Origin of the sequence: Bacillus shivajii (assembly GCF_020519665.1) — a bacterium.
Taxonomy (GTDB): domain Bacteria; phylum Bacillota; class Bacilli; order Bacillales; family Salisediminibacteriaceae; genus Bacillus_CA; species Bacillus_CA shivajii.
Window position 1 is genome coordinate 1,876,704 of sequence record NZ_CP084703.1, and the last position, 21,206, is coordinate 1,897,909.

General features: G+C 38.4%; 19 protein-coding genes. 15 read left to right on the forward strand and 4 right to left on the reverse strand.

Annotation, left to right across the window (positions count from 1 at the left end; translation table 11 throughout):
* Positions 1 to 110: 110 nt before the first annotated feature.
* Complete coding sequence (locus LGQ02_RS09160) at positions 111 to 1,517, reverse strand: sigma-54 interaction domain-containing protein (RefSeq protein ID WP_226517874.1); 1,407 nt, start codon at positions 1,515 to 1,517, stop codon at positions 111 to 113.
* Positions 1,518 to 1,712: 195 nt separating this feature from the next.
* On the opposite strand from LGQ02_RS09160, the gene LGQ02_RS09165 reads away from it, so the two are divergent.
* Positions 1,713 to 2,480 (forward strand): cell wall hydrolase, encoded by a 768-nt coding sequence (locus tag LGQ02_RS09165; RefSeq protein WP_226517875.1) that lies wholly within the window; start codon positions 1,713 to 1,715, stop codon positions 2,478 to 2,480.
* 189 nt (positions 2,481 to 2,669) lie between these two features.
* Here the strand turns inward: LGQ02_RS09165 and acsA are convergent, their stop codons facing one another.
* On the reverse strand, positions 2,670 to 4,382 hold the full coding sequence (gene acsA, locus LGQ02_RS09170; protein WP_226517876.1) for an acetate--CoA ligase: 1,713 nt from the start codon (positions 4,380 to 4,382) through the stop codon (positions 2,670 to 2,672).
* A gap of 171 nt (positions 4,383 to 4,553) precedes the next feature.
* On the opposite strand from acsA, the gene LGQ02_RS09175 reads away from it, so the two are divergent.
* The 3 genes from LGQ02_RS09175 to LGQ02_RS09185 all read left to right on the forward strand — a co-directional run bounded on the left by LGQ02_RS09175 (position 4,554) and on the right by LGQ02_RS09185 (position 8,438).
* Positions 4,554 to 4,721, forward strand: coding sequence for a hypothetical protein (locus LGQ02_RS09175; protein ID WP_226517877.1), 168 nt, complete (start codon positions 4,554 to 4,556; stop codon positions 4,719 to 4,721).
* A gap of 586 nt (positions 4,722 to 5,307) precedes the next feature.
* Positions 5,308 to 6,696, forward strand: coding sequence for a class II fumarate hydratase (gene fumC / locus LGQ02_RS09180; protein ID WP_226517878.1), 1,389 nt, complete (start codon positions 5,308 to 5,310; stop codon positions 6,694 to 6,696).
* 818 nt (positions 6,697 to 7,514) lie between these two features.
* Positions 7,515 to 8,438 (forward strand): dipeptidase, encoded by a 924-nt coding sequence (locus LGQ02_RS09185; RefSeq protein ID WP_226517879.1) that lies wholly within the window; start codon positions 7,515 to 7,517, stop codon positions 8,436 to 8,438.
* A 65-nt stretch (positions 8,439 to 8,503) separates the two neighbouring features.
* On the opposite strand, the gene LGQ02_RS09190 is transcribed toward LGQ02_RS09185, so the two are convergent.
* Positions 8,504 to 8,668 (reverse strand): hypothetical protein, encoded by a 165-nt coding sequence (locus LGQ02_RS09190; protein WP_226517880.1) that lies wholly within the window; start codon positions 8,666 to 8,668, stop codon positions 8,504 to 8,506.
* A 54-nt stretch (positions 8,669 to 8,722) separates the two neighbouring features.
* Here LGQ02_RS09190 and LGQ02_RS09195 point away from each other — a divergent pair, with 54 nt between their 5' ends.
* The 4 genes from LGQ02_RS09195 to msrB all read left to right on the forward strand — a co-directional run bounded on the left by LGQ02_RS09195 (position 8,723) and on the right by msrB (position 11,336).
* Entirely contained in the window at positions 8,723 to 9,589 is an 867-nt protein-coding gene (locus LGQ02_RS09195) for a fructosamine kinase family protein (protein ID WP_226517881.1), read from the forward strand.
* 22 nt (positions 9,590 to 9,611) lie between these two features.
* Positions 9,612 to 10,337 (forward strand): SIR2 family NAD-dependent protein deacylase, encoded by a 726-nt coding sequence (locus LGQ02_RS09200; RefSeq protein ID WP_226517882.1) that lies wholly within the window; start codon positions 9,612 to 9,614, stop codon positions 10,335 to 10,337.
* Positions 10,338 to 10,423: 86 nt separating this feature from the next.
* Positions 10,424 to 10,912 carry a peptide-methionine (S)-S-oxide reductase MsrA gene (gene msrA, locus LGQ02_RS09205; protein ID WP_264184012.1) on the forward strand — a complete coding sequence of 163 codons (489 nt, stop codon included), beginning with the start codon at positions 10,424 to 10,426 and terminating at the stop codon, positions 10,910 to 10,912.
* Entirely contained in the window at positions 10,905 to 11,336 is a 432-nt protein-coding gene (gene msrB / locus LGQ02_RS09210) for a peptide-methionine (R)-S-oxide reductase MsrB (protein WP_226517884.1), read from the forward strand. The genes msrA and msrB overlap by 8 nt, the downstream gene beginning before the upstream one ends.
* Before the next feature lie 117 nt (positions 11,337 to 11,453).
* Here the strand turns inward: msrB and LGQ02_RS09215 are convergent, their stop codons facing one another.
* A complete protein-coding gene (locus tag LGQ02_RS09215; RefSeq protein WP_226517885.1) occupies positions 11,454 to 13,142 on the reverse strand; it encodes an ABC-ATPase domain-containing protein in 1,689 nt (562 codons plus the stop codon).
* 123 nt (positions 13,143 to 13,265) lie between these two features.
* Here LGQ02_RS09215 and LGQ02_RS09220 point away from each other — a divergent pair, with 123 nt between their 5' ends.
* The 7 genes from LGQ02_RS09220 to LGQ02_RS09250 all read left to right on the forward strand — a co-directional run bounded on the left by LGQ02_RS09220 (position 13,266) and on the right by LGQ02_RS09250 (position 21,130).
* Positions 13,266 to 13,943: a DUF4397 domain-containing protein gene (locus tag LGQ02_RS09220; RefSeq protein ID WP_226517886.1), complete on the forward strand. Its 678-nt coding sequence runs from the start codon at positions 13,266 to 13,268 to the stop codon at positions 13,941 to 13,943.
* Between the two features lie 157 nt (positions 13,944 to 14,100).
* Positions 14,101 to 15,264, forward strand: coding sequence for a D-alanyl-D-alanine carboxypeptidase family protein (locus tag LGQ02_RS09225; RefSeq protein WP_226517887.1), 1,164 nt, complete (start codon positions 14,101 to 14,103; stop codon positions 15,262 to 15,264).
* An 831-nt stretch (positions 15,265 to 16,095) separates the two neighbouring features.
* Entirely contained in the window at positions 16,096 to 17,274 is a 1,179-nt protein-coding gene (locus tag LGQ02_RS09230; protein ID WP_226517888.1) for an alpha/beta hydrolase, read from the forward strand.
* Between the two features lie 182 nt (positions 17,275 to 17,456).
* Positions 17,457 to 17,972 carry a hypothetical protein gene (locus tag LGQ02_RS09235; RefSeq protein ID WP_226517889.1) on the forward strand — a complete coding sequence of 172 codons (516 nt, stop codon included), beginning with the start codon at positions 17,457 to 17,459 and terminating at the stop codon, positions 17,970 to 17,972.
* Between the two features lie 89 nt (positions 17,973 to 18,061).
* Positions 18,062 to 19,222, forward strand: a complete 1,161-nt coding sequence (locus LGQ02_RS09240) for an aminotransferase A (RefSeq protein ID WP_226517890.1) — start codon at positions 18,062 to 18,064, stop codon at positions 19,220 to 19,222.
* A 25-nt stretch (positions 19,223 to 19,247) separates the two neighbouring features.
* Positions 19,248 to 20,036 (forward strand): SDR family NAD(P)-dependent oxidoreductase, encoded by a 789-nt coding sequence (locus LGQ02_RS09245; protein ID WP_226517891.1) that lies wholly within the window; start codon positions 19,248 to 19,250, stop codon positions 20,034 to 20,036.
* A 425-nt stretch (positions 20,037 to 20,461) separates the two neighbouring features.
* The gene (locus tag LGQ02_RS09250) at positions 20,462 to 21,130 is read left to right on the forward strand and encodes an SOS response-associated peptidase (RefSeq protein ID WP_226517892.1); all 669 of its coding nucleotides are present in this window, start codon (positions 20,462 to 20,464) and stop codon (positions 21,128 to 21,130) included.
* The last annotated feature ends 76 nt before the right edge of the window (positions 21,131 to 21,206 follow it).

The window sequence follows — 21,206 nt, forward strand, 5'->3', positions numbered from 1 at the left end:
ATTTATGCAAGAACAATGCCAAGTGAGATATGACGGGAAAATGCTTTCATTGTGGGATTTTTTGAAAAAATAAAAAAAAGAAGCAAGAAAAAACGCCGAAAATTCGGCGTTTATGAATCTAGTTTATATTTCGTGATTTTGTATTGAAGTGTCTGTCTTGGTAGTTTTAATCGTTTGGCCGCTTGATTTACGTTGTTGTTCATTTCTGTAAGCACCGATTCTATTAATGTCTTCTCAATTTCCGACAATGTTTCCTTTAATCCTTTTTCATGTTCAATTTCAATGGAAGATAAGGAGCGGTTTTTTTGAACGAAATAATCCGGTAATATGTCGGGAGTAATAACTGGATCGTCTGTTAAGTTCATCGCCGATTCTATACAATGTTGTAATTCTCGTACATTCCCAGGCCATTTATAATTCATTAATAATTGCATTGCTTCGTCCGATACACTTTGAACGTTTTTTTGAAATTGTAAATTGTATTTATTAATAAAAAAAGAGATAAGCTCAGGTAAATCATCAAGTCGTTCACGAAGAGGGGGAAGGGAGAATGAGACAACATTTAAACGATAAAACAAATCTTTTCGCAATGTTTCCTTTTCGATTAATGTTTCTGGCGGTTCGTTTGTCGCTGTAATGACTCTAACATCTGTTTGAATGACTTGGTTTGATCCAACTCGACGAATCATCCCATCTTCTAGGACGCGGAGCAATTTTGCTTGTAAATCGTAAGGGAGAGTATGTATTTCATCTAAAAACAATGTACCTCCATGAGCTAGCTCAAATAACCCTTCTTTATTTTCTGCACCAGTAAAACTTCCTTTTGTCGTACCAAATAACATACTTTCTAAAAGACTAGCTGGAATAGCGGCACAGTTTTGCGAGATAAATGGCCCATTTCCTCTCATTGAAGCATTATGAATACTTTGTACAAATAGCTCTTTTCCCGTCCCAGTTTCTCCATAAACAAGGATCGGAGAAGTCGTTTTCGCGACCTTTTTTCCTTTTTCTTTAAGGGCATTCATTTTTTTGTTCACTGTAAGAAAATGTGAAAACTGATAATGCGATTCATTCGGCTCAACAATTAGCGGCTTTTTTTTTCGTACCTTTATTTCCGCTTGTAAATCAATTAATTTCTTCGATAAATCTTTAATTCTAGAATAATCTTTCGCAATTTCTACCGCACCTAAAATTTTATCGTCAACAACAATTGGAATCGTTGTATTCACCGTATCAATGAGTTTTCCTTTAATATTACGGTATGTTTGTGGCTGGTTATAAATTGGGACACCGGTACGGACAACTTTTAATAATGTACTCGTATCACGTGAAAGTGATGGAAAAATGTCTAATAACGGTCTACCGATAACGTCATTTCGTTTCAGTCCGTCGTGATCAGCCGCAATTTCGTTGTAGTAAATCGTTGTTCCACCTTGGTCTACAGCGTGAATTCCTTCATCAATTGAATCAAGAATGGCTTTTAACATTTCTTTTGTATCTTTATCAGAAGCAAACATGTTAACCCCCTAACATTTGAAGTGCCGAAAAATCATCAAAGGTGCTGAAAATTCGGCAATTCTATTATTATCATACAAAATTTTATGAAAACTGGCAAAAAAATTGGATAATTATAGTTATGTTTCTAGTGATCTACTAAAGACATAAAATTTGTATGCCGTTACCATGGTGTGTATGAATAGGAGGGATATTTCATGAAAAGGTTATTCATTGCTGGTTTCTTGTCAGTGGCATTATTACTTTCTGGCGTAACCGTTTATGCAAATAACAATGCACATGTCGTGCAATCAGGCGAAAGTTTATGGCTCATTAGTCAACAATACGGAACAACCGTTCAACAATTAAAAGATGCGAACGGACTTTCAGGTGATGTCATTTACCCGAACCAAAGGTTAACAATTTCACAAAATGGACAACAACATGTCGTAAGTTCTGGCGAAACACTATGGAGAATTGCTGGATGGTATGGTGTTTCTGTAGATCAGATTAAATCACAAAATGGCTTACAGTCGAATGTTATTTACCCTGGTCAAACATTACAAATTTCATCATCAACATCTAGCCAAGCGGTTGAAACGACTTCTCAGTTTTCAGCCGAAGAGAGAGAATTATTAGCTCGTCTTGTACATGCTGAAGCAGAAGGTGAGCCTTATAAAGGGAAAGTTGCAGTAGCGGCTGTTGTACTAAACCGTATGGATCACGCGGACTTTCCTTCATCTGTAAATGGTGTTATTTATGAGACGTATGAAAATGGGACAATCTTTGCATTTGAACCTGTACAGAACGGTCACATTAACCGAGCAGCAGACGCAGATGCGGTTCGCGCTGTAGAAGAAGCAATTAACGGTTATGATCCGACAAATGGAGCGATTTACTTTTTCAACCCAGAAACAGCGACATCAAGCTGGATTCATACAAGAACAATTACGATGACAATCGGTAACCACGCATTTGCACATTAATTGAAAAAGCATAATTAGAGAGAGGGTGATGTCCCTCTCTTTTTTTATAGCTTGTGTTTGGGGGGCGAATGAATTGTGAGAAGAAGTAAAGAAGGATCACCATGATGATACGTAACCAGTTCGTGAAGAAGAAAACCGACCACATGAGAGGACTCATCGTGATCGGTTTAAAGAATACATATGGTGATGTTAATCTTCCATCGTTGATAGATCACCAGCTGGTTCGTTTAATTCCCAAGCTTTTAAGACACGACGCATGATTTTTCCACTACGCGTTTTCGGTAGTTTCTCTTTATACTCGATTTCACGTGGTACAGCATGCGCAGACAGTTCTTTTTTAATAAACGTTTTTATTTCTTCTTTTAATTCATCACTATATTTATAACCTGCGCGCAATGAAATGAAGGCTTTGATAATTTGACCGCGAATCTCATCTGGTTTTCCGATAACGCCAGCCTCTGCCACAGCAGGGTGTTCAACGAGTTTACTTTCAATTTCAAATGGACCGACACGCTCTCCGCTCGTCATAATGACATCATCATTTCGTCCTTGGAACCAAAAATAGCCATCTTCATCACGGTAGGCGGTATCGCCTGATACGTACCAACCTGGAATAGAGAAGTACTCATTGTATTTCTTTTCGTTATTCCAGATTTTTCTCATCATCGAAGGCCAGCCTTTTTTAATTGCTAAATGACCCATCTCATAAGGAGGAAGTTCTTCCCCGTTATCATTAATAATCGCAGCTTCAATACCAGGTAACGGTTTTCCCATTGATCCTGGTTTTATCGATTCACATAAATAGTTACAAATAAGAAGGGCACCCGTTTCGGTCATCCACCACGTATCATGAATCCGGTGGTTGAATACATCTACTCCCCATCTTACAACTTCAGGATTTAACGGCTCCCCGACACTTAAAATGTGACGTAGAGAGCTAAGATCATGTTTTTCAATCGATTCCTTTGGCGCGGCCATTAACATGCGAAAAGCTGTTGGCGCACTATACCAAACGGTTACTTTATTTTTTTCAATCGTCGAATACCAGTCATCTGGAGAGAAGCGGCCACCACGTACAACATTGGTAACTCCGTTTAACCAAGGCCCAAATATACCATAAGACGTACCTGTAACCCAGCCAGGATCAGCCGTGCACCAATAAACATCATCTTCTTTTAAATCTAACACCCATTTTGCAGACTGATAATGCTGAAGCATCGCATTGTGAACGTGGTAAACGCCTTTTGGTTTTCCAGTCGAACCTGACGTATAATGGAGAATCATTCCATCTTCCAGGTCTACCCATTCAGTTGCCGAATCATCAGCTGGTGCTTTTTTCATTTCATCATGATATGACACGAACCTGTCATCATTAGGGACATCGTCACCAATGAGAACAATGGATTTTAACGCAGGTAGTTCATCATAAGGGACACGCGAGAGTAGTTCAGGAGTTGTCACTAAAACCTTTGCTTCACTGTCCTCTAGTCGGGCCTTTACAGCATCTTTCATAAATGCTTCAAATAATGGACCGACGACCGCACCGCTTTTTATCGCCCCTAATATAGTGATGTATAGCTCAGGGCTTCTTGGCATGAAAACAAAAACTCGGTCTCCTTTTTGCACATGTAAGCTTTTAAATAGGTGAGCTGCTCGATTTGATTGTTCTTTTAAATCATGAAAAGTAAGAGCTTCTTCGCGGGTAGCATCGGAGTAGAGCAGGGCAGGTTTTTGACCTTTTCCTTCGTCGACATGTCGATCAATAGCTTCGTATGCCATATTTACTTTTCCTGTTTTAAACCATGAGAAATTCTTTTTTACTTCATCCCAACGAAACTGTTTACGCGTGTTTTCATAATCTGATAAGTTATAATTTCCTTGTTTCGGTTTTAAAACGTCCATGTTGACACCTCCGAAATAAGATACATTCATAACTAGATTACGTTTATCATATATGTAATATTCAGAAATTTCAAATTAAAAGAGGATGATTTTTTGAGCAAAACTTCATTCATGACAGTTTAAAACGGAACCGTTAAAATAAAAGTAGTGAACATAAAAGGGGTAATGAATATGGATATTTTAACTTGGATTGTTGTAATTATCGTAGGATTGATTTTAATAAAAATCGTCGGCAAACTTTTGAAGTTTTTTATTGGCATCGGACTACTTCTTTTCATTTTGTATGTTGTGTCGTCTTTCTTTACGGATGCCACGTCTTATTTAAACATCGTTTTATGAATGTCATAACAAGGGTACGTTAATGATAGACCTTTTTTACATTTTGGCTCTGTTAAAGTTAGTTGTTGATTTTCGTCATTATAGGTGGATACTTGAACCTCTGGGCACAAGTGCGACATCCGTTCAAGCTGCACATCGTTTGCTTTCACGGTGTCTTCTTTGCACCTCTAGGCACAAGCGCGACATCCGTTCAAGCTGCACTTCGTTTGCTTTCACGGTGTCTTCTTTGCCGCGGGCACGACCTCAACTTCTCTGAAATCGTAAATACTCGTTCAGAGTGATTTTCGATTCGTGGCTCCTGAGTTTACTCGTCGCAGGCTCCGTGCCTCTTCCTCTTCAAGCACTTCATGGAAGAAGATGCGTCGAGGCAGCTCGAAGAATATTCGGAGAAGCGAATGCTCGTTGCTCCTGCGGTTACTCGTCGCAGATCGGTAATATCGAGGAGGCTGTTGTTTGGGGCTCCTGTGCCGCTATGCTTGCTCGTCGCAACTTGTAGTTTAATCAATGGAGTTATGCTTTTTGCAACTAAGGCTTTCGCCATAAGGACTTGCGATAAGCCAAGTTTTGTTTACAAGGAGGAATAATCATGGATTATCGTACTGAAAAAGATACATTAGGGGAAGTGAAAGTACCTGCCGATAAATGGTGGGGCGCACAAACACAACGAAGTTTACAAAATTTTAAAATCGGCAAAGAAAAAATGCCAGTAGAAGTTGTTGAGGCCTTTACGGTTTTAAAAGAAGCATGTGCTGCGGCAAACAGACGTCTAGAAAACATCGAAGAAGAAAAAGGGAAGATGATTGAACACGTCTGTCAGGAACTTAGAAAAGACGGTACGTTTGAACATTTCCCATTAGTCGTCTGGCAAACAGGGAGCGGCACTCAGTCAAACATGAACATGAACGAAGTTGTCGCATATCGAGCAAATGAATTGTTTCAAGAACAAGGCAAGGAAACAAGGATTCACCCAAATGACGATGTGAACAGGTCGCAAAGCTCAAACGATACGTTTCCAACAGCGATGCATATTGCAGCATTAAAGGACGTTCATGAACGCTTGCTACCGTCTCTTGAGCGTTTAAAAGAAACGGTTGCGATGAAACGAAAAGAATTTGATCATATCATAAAAATCGGTCGGACCCACTTGCAAGACGCAACACCACTCACACTAGGTCAAGAGTTAAGCGGTTGGGAATACATGTTAGAGCGTAGTGAAAAGATGATTAAAGAGTCTGCTGAACATCTCAAATATTTAGCGATCGGCGGAACGGCCGTTGGAACAGGCATTAATGCCCACGTGAAATTTGGCGATTACACAGCAGAAGAAATTAGCCGGATTACTGGAATATCATTTTCATCTTCTGAAAACAAGTTCCATGCACTAACTAGTCACGACGAGATCACTTATGCTCATGGAGCAATAAAAGCATTAGCTGCTGATTTAATGAAGATAGCAAATGACGTTCGCTGGCTCGGAAGCGGACCACGTTCTGGTATCGGGGAATTAACCCTTCCTGCTAATGAACCAGGTAGCTCGATCATGCCAGGGAAAGTCAATCCGACACAAAGTGAAGCGTTGACAATGGCTGTCTCACAAGTATTCGGCAATGACGCAACGATCGGTTTTGCCGCAAGCCAAGGAAACTTTGAGCTCAACGTATTTAAACCAGTTATCATCTACAACTTCCTGCAATCTGTCCGCTTATTAAGTGATGGCATGGATTCATTCAATGACAAGTGTATGAAAGGCATCGAAGCAAATGAAGGCATTATTGAAGACCATGTGAAAAACTCATTAATGCTCGTTACTGCATTAAATCCACATATCGGTTACGAAAAAGCAGCAGAAATTGCAAAGATAGCATTTAACGAAGATACAACCTTGAAAGAAGCTGCGGTCGACTTAGGATATTTAACAGAAGAAGAGTTTGAACAATACGTCAAACCCGAAAATATGGTAAAACCAACAGAATAAACGGTAACCTCGGCAGCAGGTGTTGTCGGGGTTTTTTTATGGATTTTTAAATAGTGTAGTGCTAAATTAAAATCATTTTAAGATACGGATAAATCGGTATTTTTGCGGATAAATTAAGATTTTTACGGATAAATCAACATTCTTACGGACAAACCGAATTTTTCGCGGACAAATTAAAATTTTCGCGGACAATGACCCTAATTAAAGTAATGAACCAGAAAATTTAGAATTATATCGAAAAATTGCTTTATAATAAATGAAATCTCGGCAGCGATGTCGGGATTTTTTTGTTGATTTTTAAATAGTGTAGTGCTAAATTAAAATCATTTTAAGATACGGATAAATTGGGATTTTCGCGGATAAATCAAGATTTTCGCGGATAAATAACCATTCTTACGGACAAACCGCCGTTCTTGCGGACAAAACGAATTTTTCGCGGACAAATCAAAATTTTCGCGGACAATGACCCTAATTAAAGTAATGAACCAGAAAATTTAGAATTATATCAAAAAATGCTTTATAATAAATGATTAATGATAAAGAAAGGCTGTTTTCTAAATGATTGCTCTTGCGATTACTCGTCGCAGGTAAAGAATGATGCTTTTGAAATGTTGGGTTAATATATAAACTCCAAGAAGTGAAAGGCTGCGCTTCCAGCGGGAACAGCACGAGATGAAGATCCTGTTTGGAAAGGAAGTATACTTACTTTTCAAACTTAGCTGAAGCCGTGCCCGCGGAAAGCGTCAGCCTTTAACGGTTTTGTGAAGCAACAATATGCGAAAAGAGCCTAAAGAAAAACCAAAATCGGGGGTTACGTCATGAATGTTTTCGATTTACATTGCGATGTTTTATTAAGATTATCGGAAAACCGAGAGAGAAACTTTAAGAATTCACAAGAACTCAATGCAAGTCTTGCACGGTTACAATCAGGGAATGTAAAGCTACAGCTATTTGCTGTTTTTATTGAACCAGACATTCCATCGGATCAAAAGTTCCAAGCTGCACTCGAACAAATTGATTTGTTTCATACAGAAGTTATTGCAAAGAACCCTAACGTTAAAAAGATCGTCGACTGGGATGATGTCCGAAACTTAAAAGATGGAGAAATTGGTGCGATGCTCACGCTTGAAGGGGCGGACGCTTTTGGAAATGATTTAGCAAAACTTCGTACGTTTTACGAACTAGGTATTAAATCAATCGGACTTACATGGAATAATGCGAACTTATGTGCAGATGGTGCGGGTGAGCCAAGAGGTGGTGGCTTAACGGAGTTAGGATTTGAAGTGGTGAAATTAAACAATGAACGAAAAGTTTTAACGGACGTGTCGCACTTGTCTCAAAATGCTTTTTGGGATGTGATCAATGCAGCGGAATACCCACTTGCAACCCATTCGAATTCGATGACGCTTTGTGAGCACCCTCGTAATTTAACAGATGAACAAGCCCAAGCCTTGTTTAAGAAAAACGGGCTAATAGGCGTTGTATTTAATCCACCCTTTATTACAGGGGAAGAAACGTCGACAATCGACGATCTGTTAAAACATGTTGAACATTTCTGTGAACTAGGTGGGAAAGATCATATCGCGTTTGGCTCCGATTTTGATGGAATTAGTTATTTCGTGAGAGACTTAGAACATGCCGGCAAGTATGGGAACTTTGTAGACGCCTTACTGAAGCGATATAAAGAAGATGAAGTGAAAGGCTTTGCCTATAACAATTTCCTTCGTTTTATTCCACGTTAAAAGAAAGTGGTAAGTGCCAGGGCTCTCAAGTTTTCATGCATGAAAAGAGGACCTGGCACGACCGATTACTCTTGATCATTTTGGTCAGCACGCTCATAATATCCGCATCTCTGGAGACATTTTAATGCTAAATATGACTTGAATACATACGAACCGTTATCATTCGTTTCAACTGTTTCCCATGCATCTTTAATTAAGAGGGCGCCACAGTTAGGGCATGTTTTATTCATAGTAATAAAACCTCCTTTTTGTCCTTATTATAATCATAAACGTGAGGTGATGAAATGATTGATCATATAAAAAATGCCTTACGAGAAATCAATGATCACTCTAATATAAAAAAGATAAAAAACGTCTCTGGCGGAGAGATTAATGAAGCATTTTTTGTAGAAACGACAAGAAAACCATATTTTATCAAAATAAATAGGGGCGTACCGCGTGATTTTTTTGAAGCGGAGTTTGCAGGGTTACAAGAGATGAAAAAGGTTGAAGCCATTCACACACCTGAAGTTTATGGAGTGTATGCTTGTGAAGAAACTACTGTGTCAGGCTTAATGTTAGAATGGATTGAAAGAGGGCAATCGCCTCATTTCAACGAACGACTAGGAGAGGCAACAGCTCAACTTCATCAATTCACGTGTGAAAAATACGGATTCAAAGATCATACATACATAGGGGAGCTTCATCAACCGAATGGTCTTTGGGAAAACTGGCGTGATTATTTTATCGAATGTCGGTTAAAACAACAAATGAATCTCGCAATAAAACGTGGTTACATGAACAACGAGAGACACAGAAAAATGGAACAATTTATCGATTTAGCCGAAGAGGCGTTACCTTCTAATCCTCAAGCATCATTACTCCACGGTGACTTATGGTCTGGTAATGTTTTATGCGATACGAATGGGAATCCTTATTTTATTGACCCGTCCGTCTATTATGGGCATCATGAAGTAGATTTAGCTTTTACGGAATTGTTCGGCGGGTTTAGTCATCGATTTTATGAAGCCTATAAAACGGTAAAGCCAATTGATACAGATTACGAAAATCGTAAACCGATCTATCAAATGTTTTATTTGCTCGTCCATTTAAATACGTTTGGAGAGATGTACGGCTCACACGTTGATGACGTATTGTCGATCAGTGACTAGCGCAAGAAGGAGGCTCTCAAAGGTGGAAGAATACTTACAAGCCGTTTTAAAAGAAATTGAGAAATCAACCTTCACTGTGGTTTTAACAGGGGCTGGGATGTCAACCGAGAGCGGGCTACCAGACTTTCGTTCAAAAACCGGCTGGTGGAAAAACGTAGACCCGACGACAATTGCCACTCCTGAAGCCATTGACAATAATTATGATTTTTTCTGGGAGTTTTATAAAACGAGAGTCGACTTGTTAAAACAAACAGAACCTCATAAAGGACATCAAATATTAGCTAAATGGGAAAAAGAAAACCACATTCAACTCGTTGCAACACAAAATGTTGATGGTCTCCACCAACTGGCTGGATCGGAACAAATCACTGAACTGCACGGAAGCATTCGGACATTCTCATGTCACAATTGTGCGTGGCAAGTCGATGAACATTCGTTTATGTTAAAAGAACAATGTCAAAATTGTGGTGGGAAATTAAGGCCAAATGTGATCCTTTTTAACGAACAGTTGCCGGTTCACGAGTGGGAGAAAACCGTTCAAGCGATTGAGCAAGCTTCACTAATTCTTGTTATTGGGTCTAGTTTACGTGTTTCACCTGTAAATCAACTTCCAGCGATTACGTCTGGAAAAACGGTCATGATCAATAAAGAAATTGACGATTGGCATTCAGCGTTTGATTACCATCTCGAAGGAAGTGCTAAAGAAATCCTCGAGTGGCTGGACACACGGTTAAGTGAACATGAATAAAATCGTTTCATTAAATGAATGAAAGGGTGATAGAAATGGGAGAAAACTTGAAAAAGGCTACCTTTGCAGGAGGGTGTTTTTGGTGTATGGTTTCACCCTTTGATGAACAACCAGGGATCCATAAAGTCATTTCTGGCTATACCGGCGGGGAAATTGAAAATCCAACGTACGAACAAGTATGTACGAATGCAACCGGTCATGTTGAAGCTGTTGAGATTACGTATGATCCCGATGTGTTTCCATATGAAAAACTGTTACAAATATTTTGGTCACAAATTGATCCGACAGATCCAGGTGGGCAGTTTCATGACCGAGGAGAATCCTATCAAACGGTTATTTTTTATCATGATGAAGAGCAGCAAGAAAAAGCGATGCAATCGAAACTGGAGATTGAGAAGAGCGGGAAGTTTTCAAAACCGATCGCTACAGAAATAAGAGAAGCGAAGCGATTTTATCCTGCAGAAGAGTATCATCAAGATTATTATAAGAAAAACGCTTTTCATTATAAGATGTACCGAAAAGGAAGCGGGAGAGAAGATTTCATCAATAGACATTGGGGTGACATGAATGGATAAAAAAGAGTTAAAAAAGAAACTAACACCGATTCAGTATGAAGTAACACAAGAAGATGGAACGGAGAAACCGTTTGATAATGCATTTTGGAAGCATTTTGAAGAAGGGATTTATGTTGATATCGTCTCAGGTGAACCGCTGTTTAGTTCGATTGACAAATTTGATTCTAGTTGTGGTTGGCCGAGCTTTTCAAAGCCCATTCACGAAGAAAGTATTGTGGAAAAATCCGATTTTACACACTTTATGGTTCGAACAGAAGTAAGAAGTAAAGAAGGAGACTCTCACCTAGGGCACGTTTTTAACGATGGACCAGCGCCAACGGGACTTCGTTATTGTATTAATTCTGCATCTCTTCGATTTATTCCAAAAGCCGACTTAGAAAAAGAAGGGTACGGACAATACAAAAAGCTTTTTGAAGAAAATTAAAAACATAAGACGGTTAGAAGTACGAACCGTATTTTTTCCTGAATCAAAAGAAGTTGACTTATTGCTTTTCGGTTGCAAGCATTAAGTCAACTTTTTTCTGTGCTTCAAAATGTTTGATTATTTCGTACGAATTCGATTTAAAGCCGCAGCAAGCTCTTGTTTTCGCGGCATGGCAAGATCACCTGGATGCTGGTCTTTATATGGTGATAAATAATCGACTCCGTCTTTTTCTAACTCGTTGTAAAGGGTATGAATTACTTCTTTCATTGAACCTTGAAATGGCTTGTCTTTCACCATCTTTTTGATCATATTAGCAAGCGCTCTTGTCTGACTTGGATCTGTTAATTGTTCGACATATTGAAGGTTTAAGGTTGTTTTTCCAATCGAGATCGAGTGTAAGCTTTTACTCGTTACTTTTTCTTTTCGATCGAAGAGCTTTTCGATGTTTTCTTTTTCAAATCGGCGTAGCTGTAAGTCATGAAAAGAGCTTGCTTGTTCCTTCTGTCTTTGATTTTCGTATGATTGTTCGATATTTTTCGCTTCTTCTGTACGATCAAATGGCTGATACTCGTCCATCATAATGACGTGATGTGCCACATCGAAATAGTCCCCAGAACCACCTATGACTAAAATTGTTGAGATGTCTTTTTCTTCATATAGTTGTTCAACTCGGTCGATAAATGGTGTAATCGGCTCTTTTTCTTTAGAGACAAGTTGCTGCATTCTTGCATCTCGAATCATAAAGTTCGTTGCACTCGTATCTTCATCTATTAAAAGAAGGTTAGCCCCGATTTCGATTGACTCCATAATATTGGCAGCTTGAGATGTACTACCACTCGCATTTTCTGAAGTAAACTTTGATGTTGTTTTTCCGAACGGCAAGTTATTAATAAACGGTGAAATATCAACCTTGTTGATTGCTCGTCCATCCTCTGAACGGATTTTCACCGCAGAATCATCAGTTACGACGAATTCACGTCCATCATGTAATTCATGATTGTAGACTCCGCGCTCAATGGCTTGTAACAAAGTACTTTTTCCGTGATATCCACCACCGACAATCATCGTAATCCCTTTTTTTATAGCCATCCCAGTAATGGTACGTTTCGATGGTAGCGTGATAGCTACTTCATATTTTTTAGGGGATTTGAAAGGAATGACGCCTTCACCTTGTAACGGTTTATTATTAATGCCACTTTGTCTAGGTAAAATGGAGCCATTTGCAATAAACGTAACATAATCATTTTCTTTTATATATTGTCGCACTGCTTCTTGGTCATCTGCTAACTGAAGGTATTTTTGTAACTCGTTTTTATGATAGGAAGCTAACGTGTTTTCAATAATTTTTGGAATCATCGAACAGAGGAGTTGAACACATTTTTGCCCTAATATTTTTCTACCTTGTGCTGGTAAACCAGTAGACAAGCGAAATTCAATACCTTTGTTTGTTAGCTTTACTGCAGAACGCTCTAGCATTTCTTGGCCTGGAGCATCGATATAAATGAGGCCACTTTTTCCGGTACCATGTACGCGGTTGTTTGTCTTATAAATATGTTTGTTCACTTCTTTTGCAAAAAAATGAGAAAAAGCGATATTTCGTTGTTTCGTATTGAAAGATTCCTGCTGAAAGTCTGTTTTTTCAATAGGCACGAATATACGAAGTCTTGAAGGGCTTGCAAACGGGTCCCCTTGGACGTAATCAATGTGCATGTCGTAAAAAGCTCCTTGATACGTTCCTTGAATGGATTTTAATGCTTTATATCCTTTGCCATCTAGCTGCTTTAATGTTTGTTCTAGTTTTTTCATGGTTAAAACCTCCTAAACGTCTTTGCAAGCTTACAATTATATACTGGTTTCTATCTGTTTTCGCATAGTTCCGAAAAGATTGGTAAGGCTATCCGTGAAATATGTCTATCAAGGAGTGTTGCAATGATGAAAAAAACGTTGATCCTGTTTGTTTCTATTTTTGCCATATTTTTGGTTGCTTCAAACGGAGTTCTAGCCAATGATAGTGGTGTAAAGGTTCGTATGATCCATGCTTCTACAGATGCACCAGCATTTGATATTTATGTTAATAATGATCGTATCTTAAATGGGCTCAATTTTAAAGAAATAAGCGATTATCAATCGATGCGTGCAGGGGAATTTGACCTACAAGTGTATCATGAAGAAGCAAATATTGATGAAGAAGACCCAATTTTAGAGGAACAGGTTAAGTTCACATCAAAAGAGGCATACACGTTAGCAATAAGTAAAAAAGTAGAAGATTTACAACTTCGAGTTTATAAAGACGATCTTACATTGACTGACAAGTCAAAATTTCGTGTCGTTCATTTATCAGATGGTGCTCCAACACTAGATATATGGGCGAATGAAGAAGTATTTATATCTGAGGTAGCCCCTGATGAAGATAGTCAATACGTAGAAGAGGATGCAGGGACCTATCACTTCTCTATTATGCCGTCTGGTGAAAAATCTTCTGTTTTTGAAATTCCAAATGTTTCATTAGATGAAGGAAGCAATTATAGTGGCTTTGTTGTCGGTATTTTAAATGGAGAGCCTGCTCTAGATATCATTTTGACGAAAGATATCGAAAGAAAGGAATGATTCTTCATATCAATCATAGCCATGATGTAAAAGAGGGTTTATAGTGAATTGTGAAATGTAACTACACATAATTGTAATCAAATTGTTATCTGATATTGCTTGTTTTGAAAACGAAAAAACGTTTATGATAAAAGTAAATCTCTTTTTAGGTGATAAAATGAGCGATAAATTATTACGTTTTCATAAAAAGCATATAATCTCTCTCTTTATTCTAGCAATTGTTATGTCCGTATCACCATTAAATAGTGAAGCAAGCGGAAATTTAGATTTAAATAGTGAAGCATTTATATTGATTGATGCAGAAACAAATGAAATCCTTTATGAGAGAAATGCGAAAAAGCGAATGTATCCAGCAAGTATCACAAAGATTTTAACAGCGGTTATCGCGATTGAAACGCTTGATTTACAAGAAAAAGTAACAGTAAGCGATAAAGCAGTCCGTGCGATTGGTACTCGAGTATACTTATTAGAGGATGAAGAAGTTACAGTCGAACAATTACTGCATGGTTTAATGGTTAGTTCCGGGAACGACGCTGCGATTGCAATCGCTGAGCATATCGATGGGTCAGTGGAAAAGTTTGCGGAAAGAATGACCCGATTTGCAAAATATCGAATTGGGGTCGAACAATCGAACTTTGAGAATCCACATGGATTATTTGAGGCCGATCATTATACAACAGCAAAAGATATGGCGTTAATTAGTTCATATGCAATGAAAAATGAGACGTTTAGAGAGTTAGTTGGGACTGAATATGTTGATTGGGTAGGAGAAGGCTGGGAAACAAGGTTATATAATCACCACCCACTTTTACGACAAAATGAAGAAATTATTGGGATTAAAAATGGTTTTGTCCGAAAGTCAGGTTACACACTTTCTACCGCTGCGTATGTTGACGACACAGAATTAATAGCGGTAACACTTAATGCTCCTTCAAGGAATATGGCGCAACAAGATACATTAGAGTTATTAGAATATGGGTTTGAACATTATGAAACGCAATGGGTATCTTTTGAAGAAGAAGACCCATTAATTGACTATGTCTTACCAGAAAAAGTACCAGTGACGACGAAAATCGGTGAGAAAGTGAATGCTGAAATTTCAACAGATGGAATGATTCAGTTCTTCGGTAAAGACGATCGTCTTATTTCTAAACTCGTGCTCGACGAACGAGAGCCGATCGAGTTGCCGCGTTTTCGTACGAATATAGATTTACAAGCAAAGGTTTCAACATTTGAGCATCACCACCATTATAAAGATCCACATTGGTTAGAGTGGTTATTAATTACTGGATTTTATTTGCTAAATAACGTTAATGATTAACTGTCCTATAAAAGAGGGCAGTTTTTTGTTGTTGAAAATAGGTACGAAGCCCTTTCCAAGACTCGAGGGATTCTAGAGTTTAAATCATATTTTTTAAATAAATGGATTTAATACATTTGATTAGGGGAAATTAAATGATAAAATCACTACAAATACGTATAGTTGACTTGAATCAATTTCATACTCAAAATAAAATGGGAAATTCCGAATGATGAGCGTGAACTTCACTTCAGACGGACGCTTTCCCGAGGGCTTGTCTTCAGCTAACTTAGGCTAAACAACTCTTCGCCTAAGTGGATCTTCAGACTGCGCAGATCCTCCGGGAGTCGCCGTCTTTAGTTACGTCCACTCCTAAAGAAAACTCGCCGATTGGCGAGCCTTTAAGGCGAAGACAAAGGCGTAGTTGCACAAGCTAATACATCTTGAATCAACTACGAGCTGCGACGAGCAAGCGAAGTGTGCTTACATAGAAGCTCTTATGCTTTAGTGCAAGCCCTTATAATGAACTTCGGCTAATTTCGATCACGTCATGTGATCAACGCCGAAGTCACCAACGAGCGTTTCCCCCACGAGTATTCTTCGAGTTGTCTCGACGGATCATACCACGAAGCAATGCTATGAGAGGAAGAGCCAGGCCATGTGGAAGTAAGCCTTAGGTGACAAATGAAACGTACATTTAATGAAAAATTATATATTATCGTTTCATTTCGCAAAAAAGGTAATTATGAAATTGACTCACATAAAAATAAACAAAATGATTCTTACATAACCCGTAACGAAAATCTACGGGAATCTGTCGTTTCATATTAATAGTAAGGGAGGAGAGCTTGTATGAAGTGGGCCAAAATGATATTTAAAAATCTTTTTGCACTCGGCTCAATCTTAATCGCATCTCTTCTCATTTTAATTGCTGTTTCAGTCTATGTTTGGCAAACAACAGATGAAGGACGTTTACCTGCTAAGACTGCGGTTATTTTGCATGCGATTAACAATAATCTTGTTGCACTAGATATTAATATTCGACCACCCCAAATTGTAACCGGAGGAAGAGGTGGAGGGGGAAATCCGCTTTTACGTGAAGATTTATATATCCCTGTACAAGGAGATGTGCAAATCCCGGTTCGAATTTATCGCCCACAAGGAGAAGGCCCCTTCCCAATCACAATGTATTATCATGGTGGTGCGTTTATGGAAGGGTATGGAAGTATTAATACTCATGACAATATTATTCGTTCCTTATCAGCGCGAACGAATAGTGTAGTCATCGCCGTTGGATACCGACTCGCTCCAGAGAATATTTTTCCGGCAGCTGTTGAAGATAGCTATACAGCCATATTATGGGCTGTAAACAATGCAGATACTTTTAATGGGGATATTGAACGAATCAGTGTTGCTGGAGATAGTGCAGGTGGAAATATAGCTACGGTCATGACACTGATGGCCCGAGATCGCGGTGGTCCACCGTTAACCTCACAAGTTTTATTATATCCGTTAACAACGTTTGAAGATATTCCCTTAGAATCTAGGGATATATATGATAGTGGCTATTACTTATTATCTCGCCAAGTCATGTATTTAGCGAGGGATGTCTATGCTCCGGATGAATTGATGTGGTCACACCCTTACACATCGCCACTTAATGCAGATTTAAGTGATTTACCACCGGCCTTAGTTATTACGGCTGAGTTTGACCCGTTAAGAGATGAAGGAGAAATGTATGCAGAAAGGCTTGCTGAATTTGACGTACCTGTAAGGGGTACAAGATATCGTGGCGTCATGCATGGTTTTATTTCTTTTTATGAAATTATGCAGAGTGGGAGTTATGGTTTGCAAGAGATGTCAAGTTTTTTAAGACAGGCCAATGAAGATAATTTGCAAATCGCATCGCCATATCAACTTCAAATAAGGCAGCCCCCACAAGGGTTTGATCGGGTTCGAGACCAAACAGAAGCATTTGCAATTGCTGCATACTTACTCGGAAGAACAGGGCTAGATCTTCTAAATCAATAAGCAAAAGGCGGCATGGCCGCTTTTTGCTCGTTTAAATGACGAGTATTAAAAGGAAATAAAGATTCTCTTTTTATAAGACGTAATGACTTCCGAGATTTATAAATGGACACGATAGCTCCATTGTTCTTACGATATGCAACCTTTGTTTTAAAAAACTTATTCGACATAAAGGAGCGAAAATCATGGACGATAACAAACGCGTACCAACGATCATCAAAGTGTTTGCGTTATTAAAAATCATTTTTGTGATCGGCTACTTTAGTTTTTTACTATATGTCGGGATTGCTTGGGGCTTTGGTGAAAGAATTACGCTCGTATTCATTTCAGATAGTGCTTATATTTTATTCATTATTACTGCCATCGGCTTTTTATTAAAAAAGAAGTGGTCATGGTGGATGAGTATGATTGTTTTTATTAAACTATTTATTGCTAAGTTTCTTTCTATGATCGCAGAAATTGTCAATATTATGACAGGCATGGTTGCTGAGCCATTGCGATTTGAATTATTTATTGGTGACTTTCTGATACTTATCCTCTTTATAGCAATTATTACGTTCCTATCGTTACCTATGTTTCGAAATACATTCGACATACAAACGAGTGCTTCACGAATCATCTTTTTTAGCGGCTTAGGAGCGATTATTTTATACTTTATTTATTTTATCGTTATGCTCCTTATGATTTCATGGCTCTTATAAAGGGGTTGTGGATGGTAGATGAGATAAATAATCATATCATTTTGTAACTAAAATACACGACTTATTTGAAGTAAAGGATGGAATTTATAATGAATCATTTAATCAACCAACAAGTGAAAAGTATTGAAATATCAGGGATTAGACAATTTTTCAATCGCGTCTCTGAATACCCAAACGCCCTGCAATTAACATTAGGCCAACCTGACTTTAAGACGCCTAAACATATAAAAGATGCGGCTAAAACGGCCATTGATGCAAACGCAACAACGTATACAAAAAATGCAGGATCAGATGAAGTAAGAGAGGCAGCTGCTCAATTTTTAAAGGAAAAATACAACTTATCGTATCATCCACAAAGTGAAGTTATTACGACAATCGGAGCGTCACAAGCCATTGATATTACGATGAGAACCATTTTAGAACCAGGTAGTGAAGTGATCATTCCTGCCCCTGTGTATCCGGCATATGCACCAATTGTCAAGTTATGTGGAGCGACACCCGTATTTGTAGATACGAGAGATACAGACTTTATTATTACACCTGAAAAAATAGAAGAGCATAAAACAGAAAATACGAGAGCAGTATTTTTACCCTATCCATCAAATCCAACAGGTGCAGTATTAACGAAAGAAATCGGGCAAAAACTCGCCAACTACTTAAAAAAAGAAGAATTATTGATCGTCTCTGATGAAATTTATTCAGAGTTGAACTATGGTCAAGAGCACGTATCCATAGCGCAATTTGATGGAATGAGAGAAAAAACGATCGTGATTAATGGTGTGTCAAAATCACACAGTATGACGGGGTGGCGTATAGGGTTTGCTTTTGGTCCTGAACCGATCATGAAAGAGATGATAAAAGTTCATCAATACAATGTAAGTTGTGCTTCTTCCATTTCACAAGCCGCAGCCGTACAGGCACTTACAGTTGGTAAAGATGACGCCGATGAAATGAAAGAAGTGTATGCAAAAAGACGTGATTTTCTTGTAAATCGACTTCTCGAAATCGGTGTGGAGACAGTAAATCCAACAGGCGCATTTTATGTTTTTCCGAACATCGAGAAAGCAAACTTATCATCTTTTGACTTTGCCCTTCGTTTATTAGAAGAAGAACAGCTTGCCGTTGTACCAGGTGATGCTTTTTCTCAATACGGTGAAGGCTATGTCCGCTTATCTTATGCGTACTCAATGGAACAATTAGAAGAAGCCATGAATCGTTTCGAGAAGTTTTGGAAGAAGATGACGACATAAATTTTTCAAAAAAGGTGTTGATCATGTGTTGTATTCACCGGCTGCTTTAGCAGAAAAACATTATCTCGTTACTGGAGCAACTGGAGGGATCGGGCAGGCAATAGTTATTGCTTTATGTCAAGCGGGAGCGAAAGTAACGGGTGTAGGAAGAAGTTATGAGAAAAATGAAGCGTTATTGTCGAGATTAAAGGTACTTCGTATACATGAATCTTACAAGTTTGTATGTGCGGACTTAACGAAAAAAGAAGATCGCGAGCAGTTATGTACAACCGAGAATACATTTTATGATGGTCTCATTAATAATGCGGGTGTTCTTGGAGGTACAACAATTGATCAATTAACAGAAGAGGACATTCGCTCTGTAATGGAAGTGAATTACACAGCTACAGTGCTCTTAACCCAACAATTTTATAACCGCCTAGTTAACGATAAAAAGCGAGGCGTTATCGTCAATATTTCATCTTTATCAGGCCTACGAGGGACATATGGCAATGGTGCCTATGCAGCATCGAAATTTGCACTAAATGGATTTATGCAATGTTTCGCATTAGAAGCGATTAAGCAAAACATTCGTGTCAATTCAATTTGTCCAGGTTATGTAGAGACTAAAATGGGAGAAAAAGCGATACAAAAGAAAGCAGACTTCGAACAGAAATCTTTTCAAGAAGCTTATGACGAAGCGAATTTGGCACTGCCATCAGGAAGGATTACGAAGCCAGAAGAAGTTGCAAATACATGTGTCTTCCTATGCTCAGATGCCGCAGAGAATATTGTTGGAGAGCAAATTAAAATATCCGGTGGCGGTGTCTTATAATGAATGAGTAAAACGTGTGTTGTTACATGCAAAATTTGCTCACTGTAGATTGTCGCAACATAGGTGTAACTGGTCGATATTTGATGAAGGTATTATTTGTTTTGATCAGGGAACCAATTTCATAATTACGTTTTTGGCGCAATGAAACGAATGATATGATAATTTTTTCATAAAATGTACGTTCTATTAGGAAGTGAAGTTCACGCTCATCATTCGAATTTTCGCATCTTATTTTGATTTATGAAATTGATTCAAGGGTAAAAAATTAACCATAGTAATACGGAATAAAAGTTAATATCAAAAAGGTGAGGAGTTTGAGGGAAAAACACAAGTGAGACTCCACGAGTGATTAACGTCATGCTCTTGAGGGCAAAGGAACGCAGCCATAATCCAAGTCAATAGACCGTAAAAGGAGTGCGGAATTCATGTGTGGAAGATTTACACTTTATGCACAACCCGATTTCATTCAAGATGAATTTCAAATTGAAAATGACGAGTGGATATCTGAATATGAATCAAGCTATAATGTTGCTCCCACTCAAAAGGTTTTAACCGTCGTTCAAGGAAAGCAAAAATATCGTGCAGGGTTCATGAAATGGGGGCTTGTTCCATTTTGGGCAAAAGAGGCATCCATTGGCTATAAAATGATCAACGCAAGGTCAGAGACGATCGAAGAAAAGCCATCGTACAAACATCTAGTTAACAAACGTCACTGCATCGTTCTTGCAAGCGGGTTTTATGAGTGGAAAAAAGAAAACGGAACAAAACAGCCATACTATATTCAAACAAACAACAATAAGCTTCTTAAATTTGCAGGGTTGTGGGATCGATATGAAAAAGACGGGAATTCCATCGTTACTTGTACGATCTTAACTAAAGGAGCCAATGAAACGATGGAACCACTTCACCATCGTATGCCTGTCATGTTAAATGATGACAATTGGAAAACATGGCTTACTCCGTCTGAATATTCGTTCGATGAATTTATGAAAAAATTTTATAAGGATGATATATCATTATCTTATTTTCCGGTATCAACGAAAGTAAATAAACCATCACACAACGAAAAAGAATGCACAGAACGAATCTTATAATTTCACACCTTTTAGACAAAAGTAGATTTTTACTGACGGCAGTCGAGGGTTTTTATCGACTGTTTATCCATTTTAG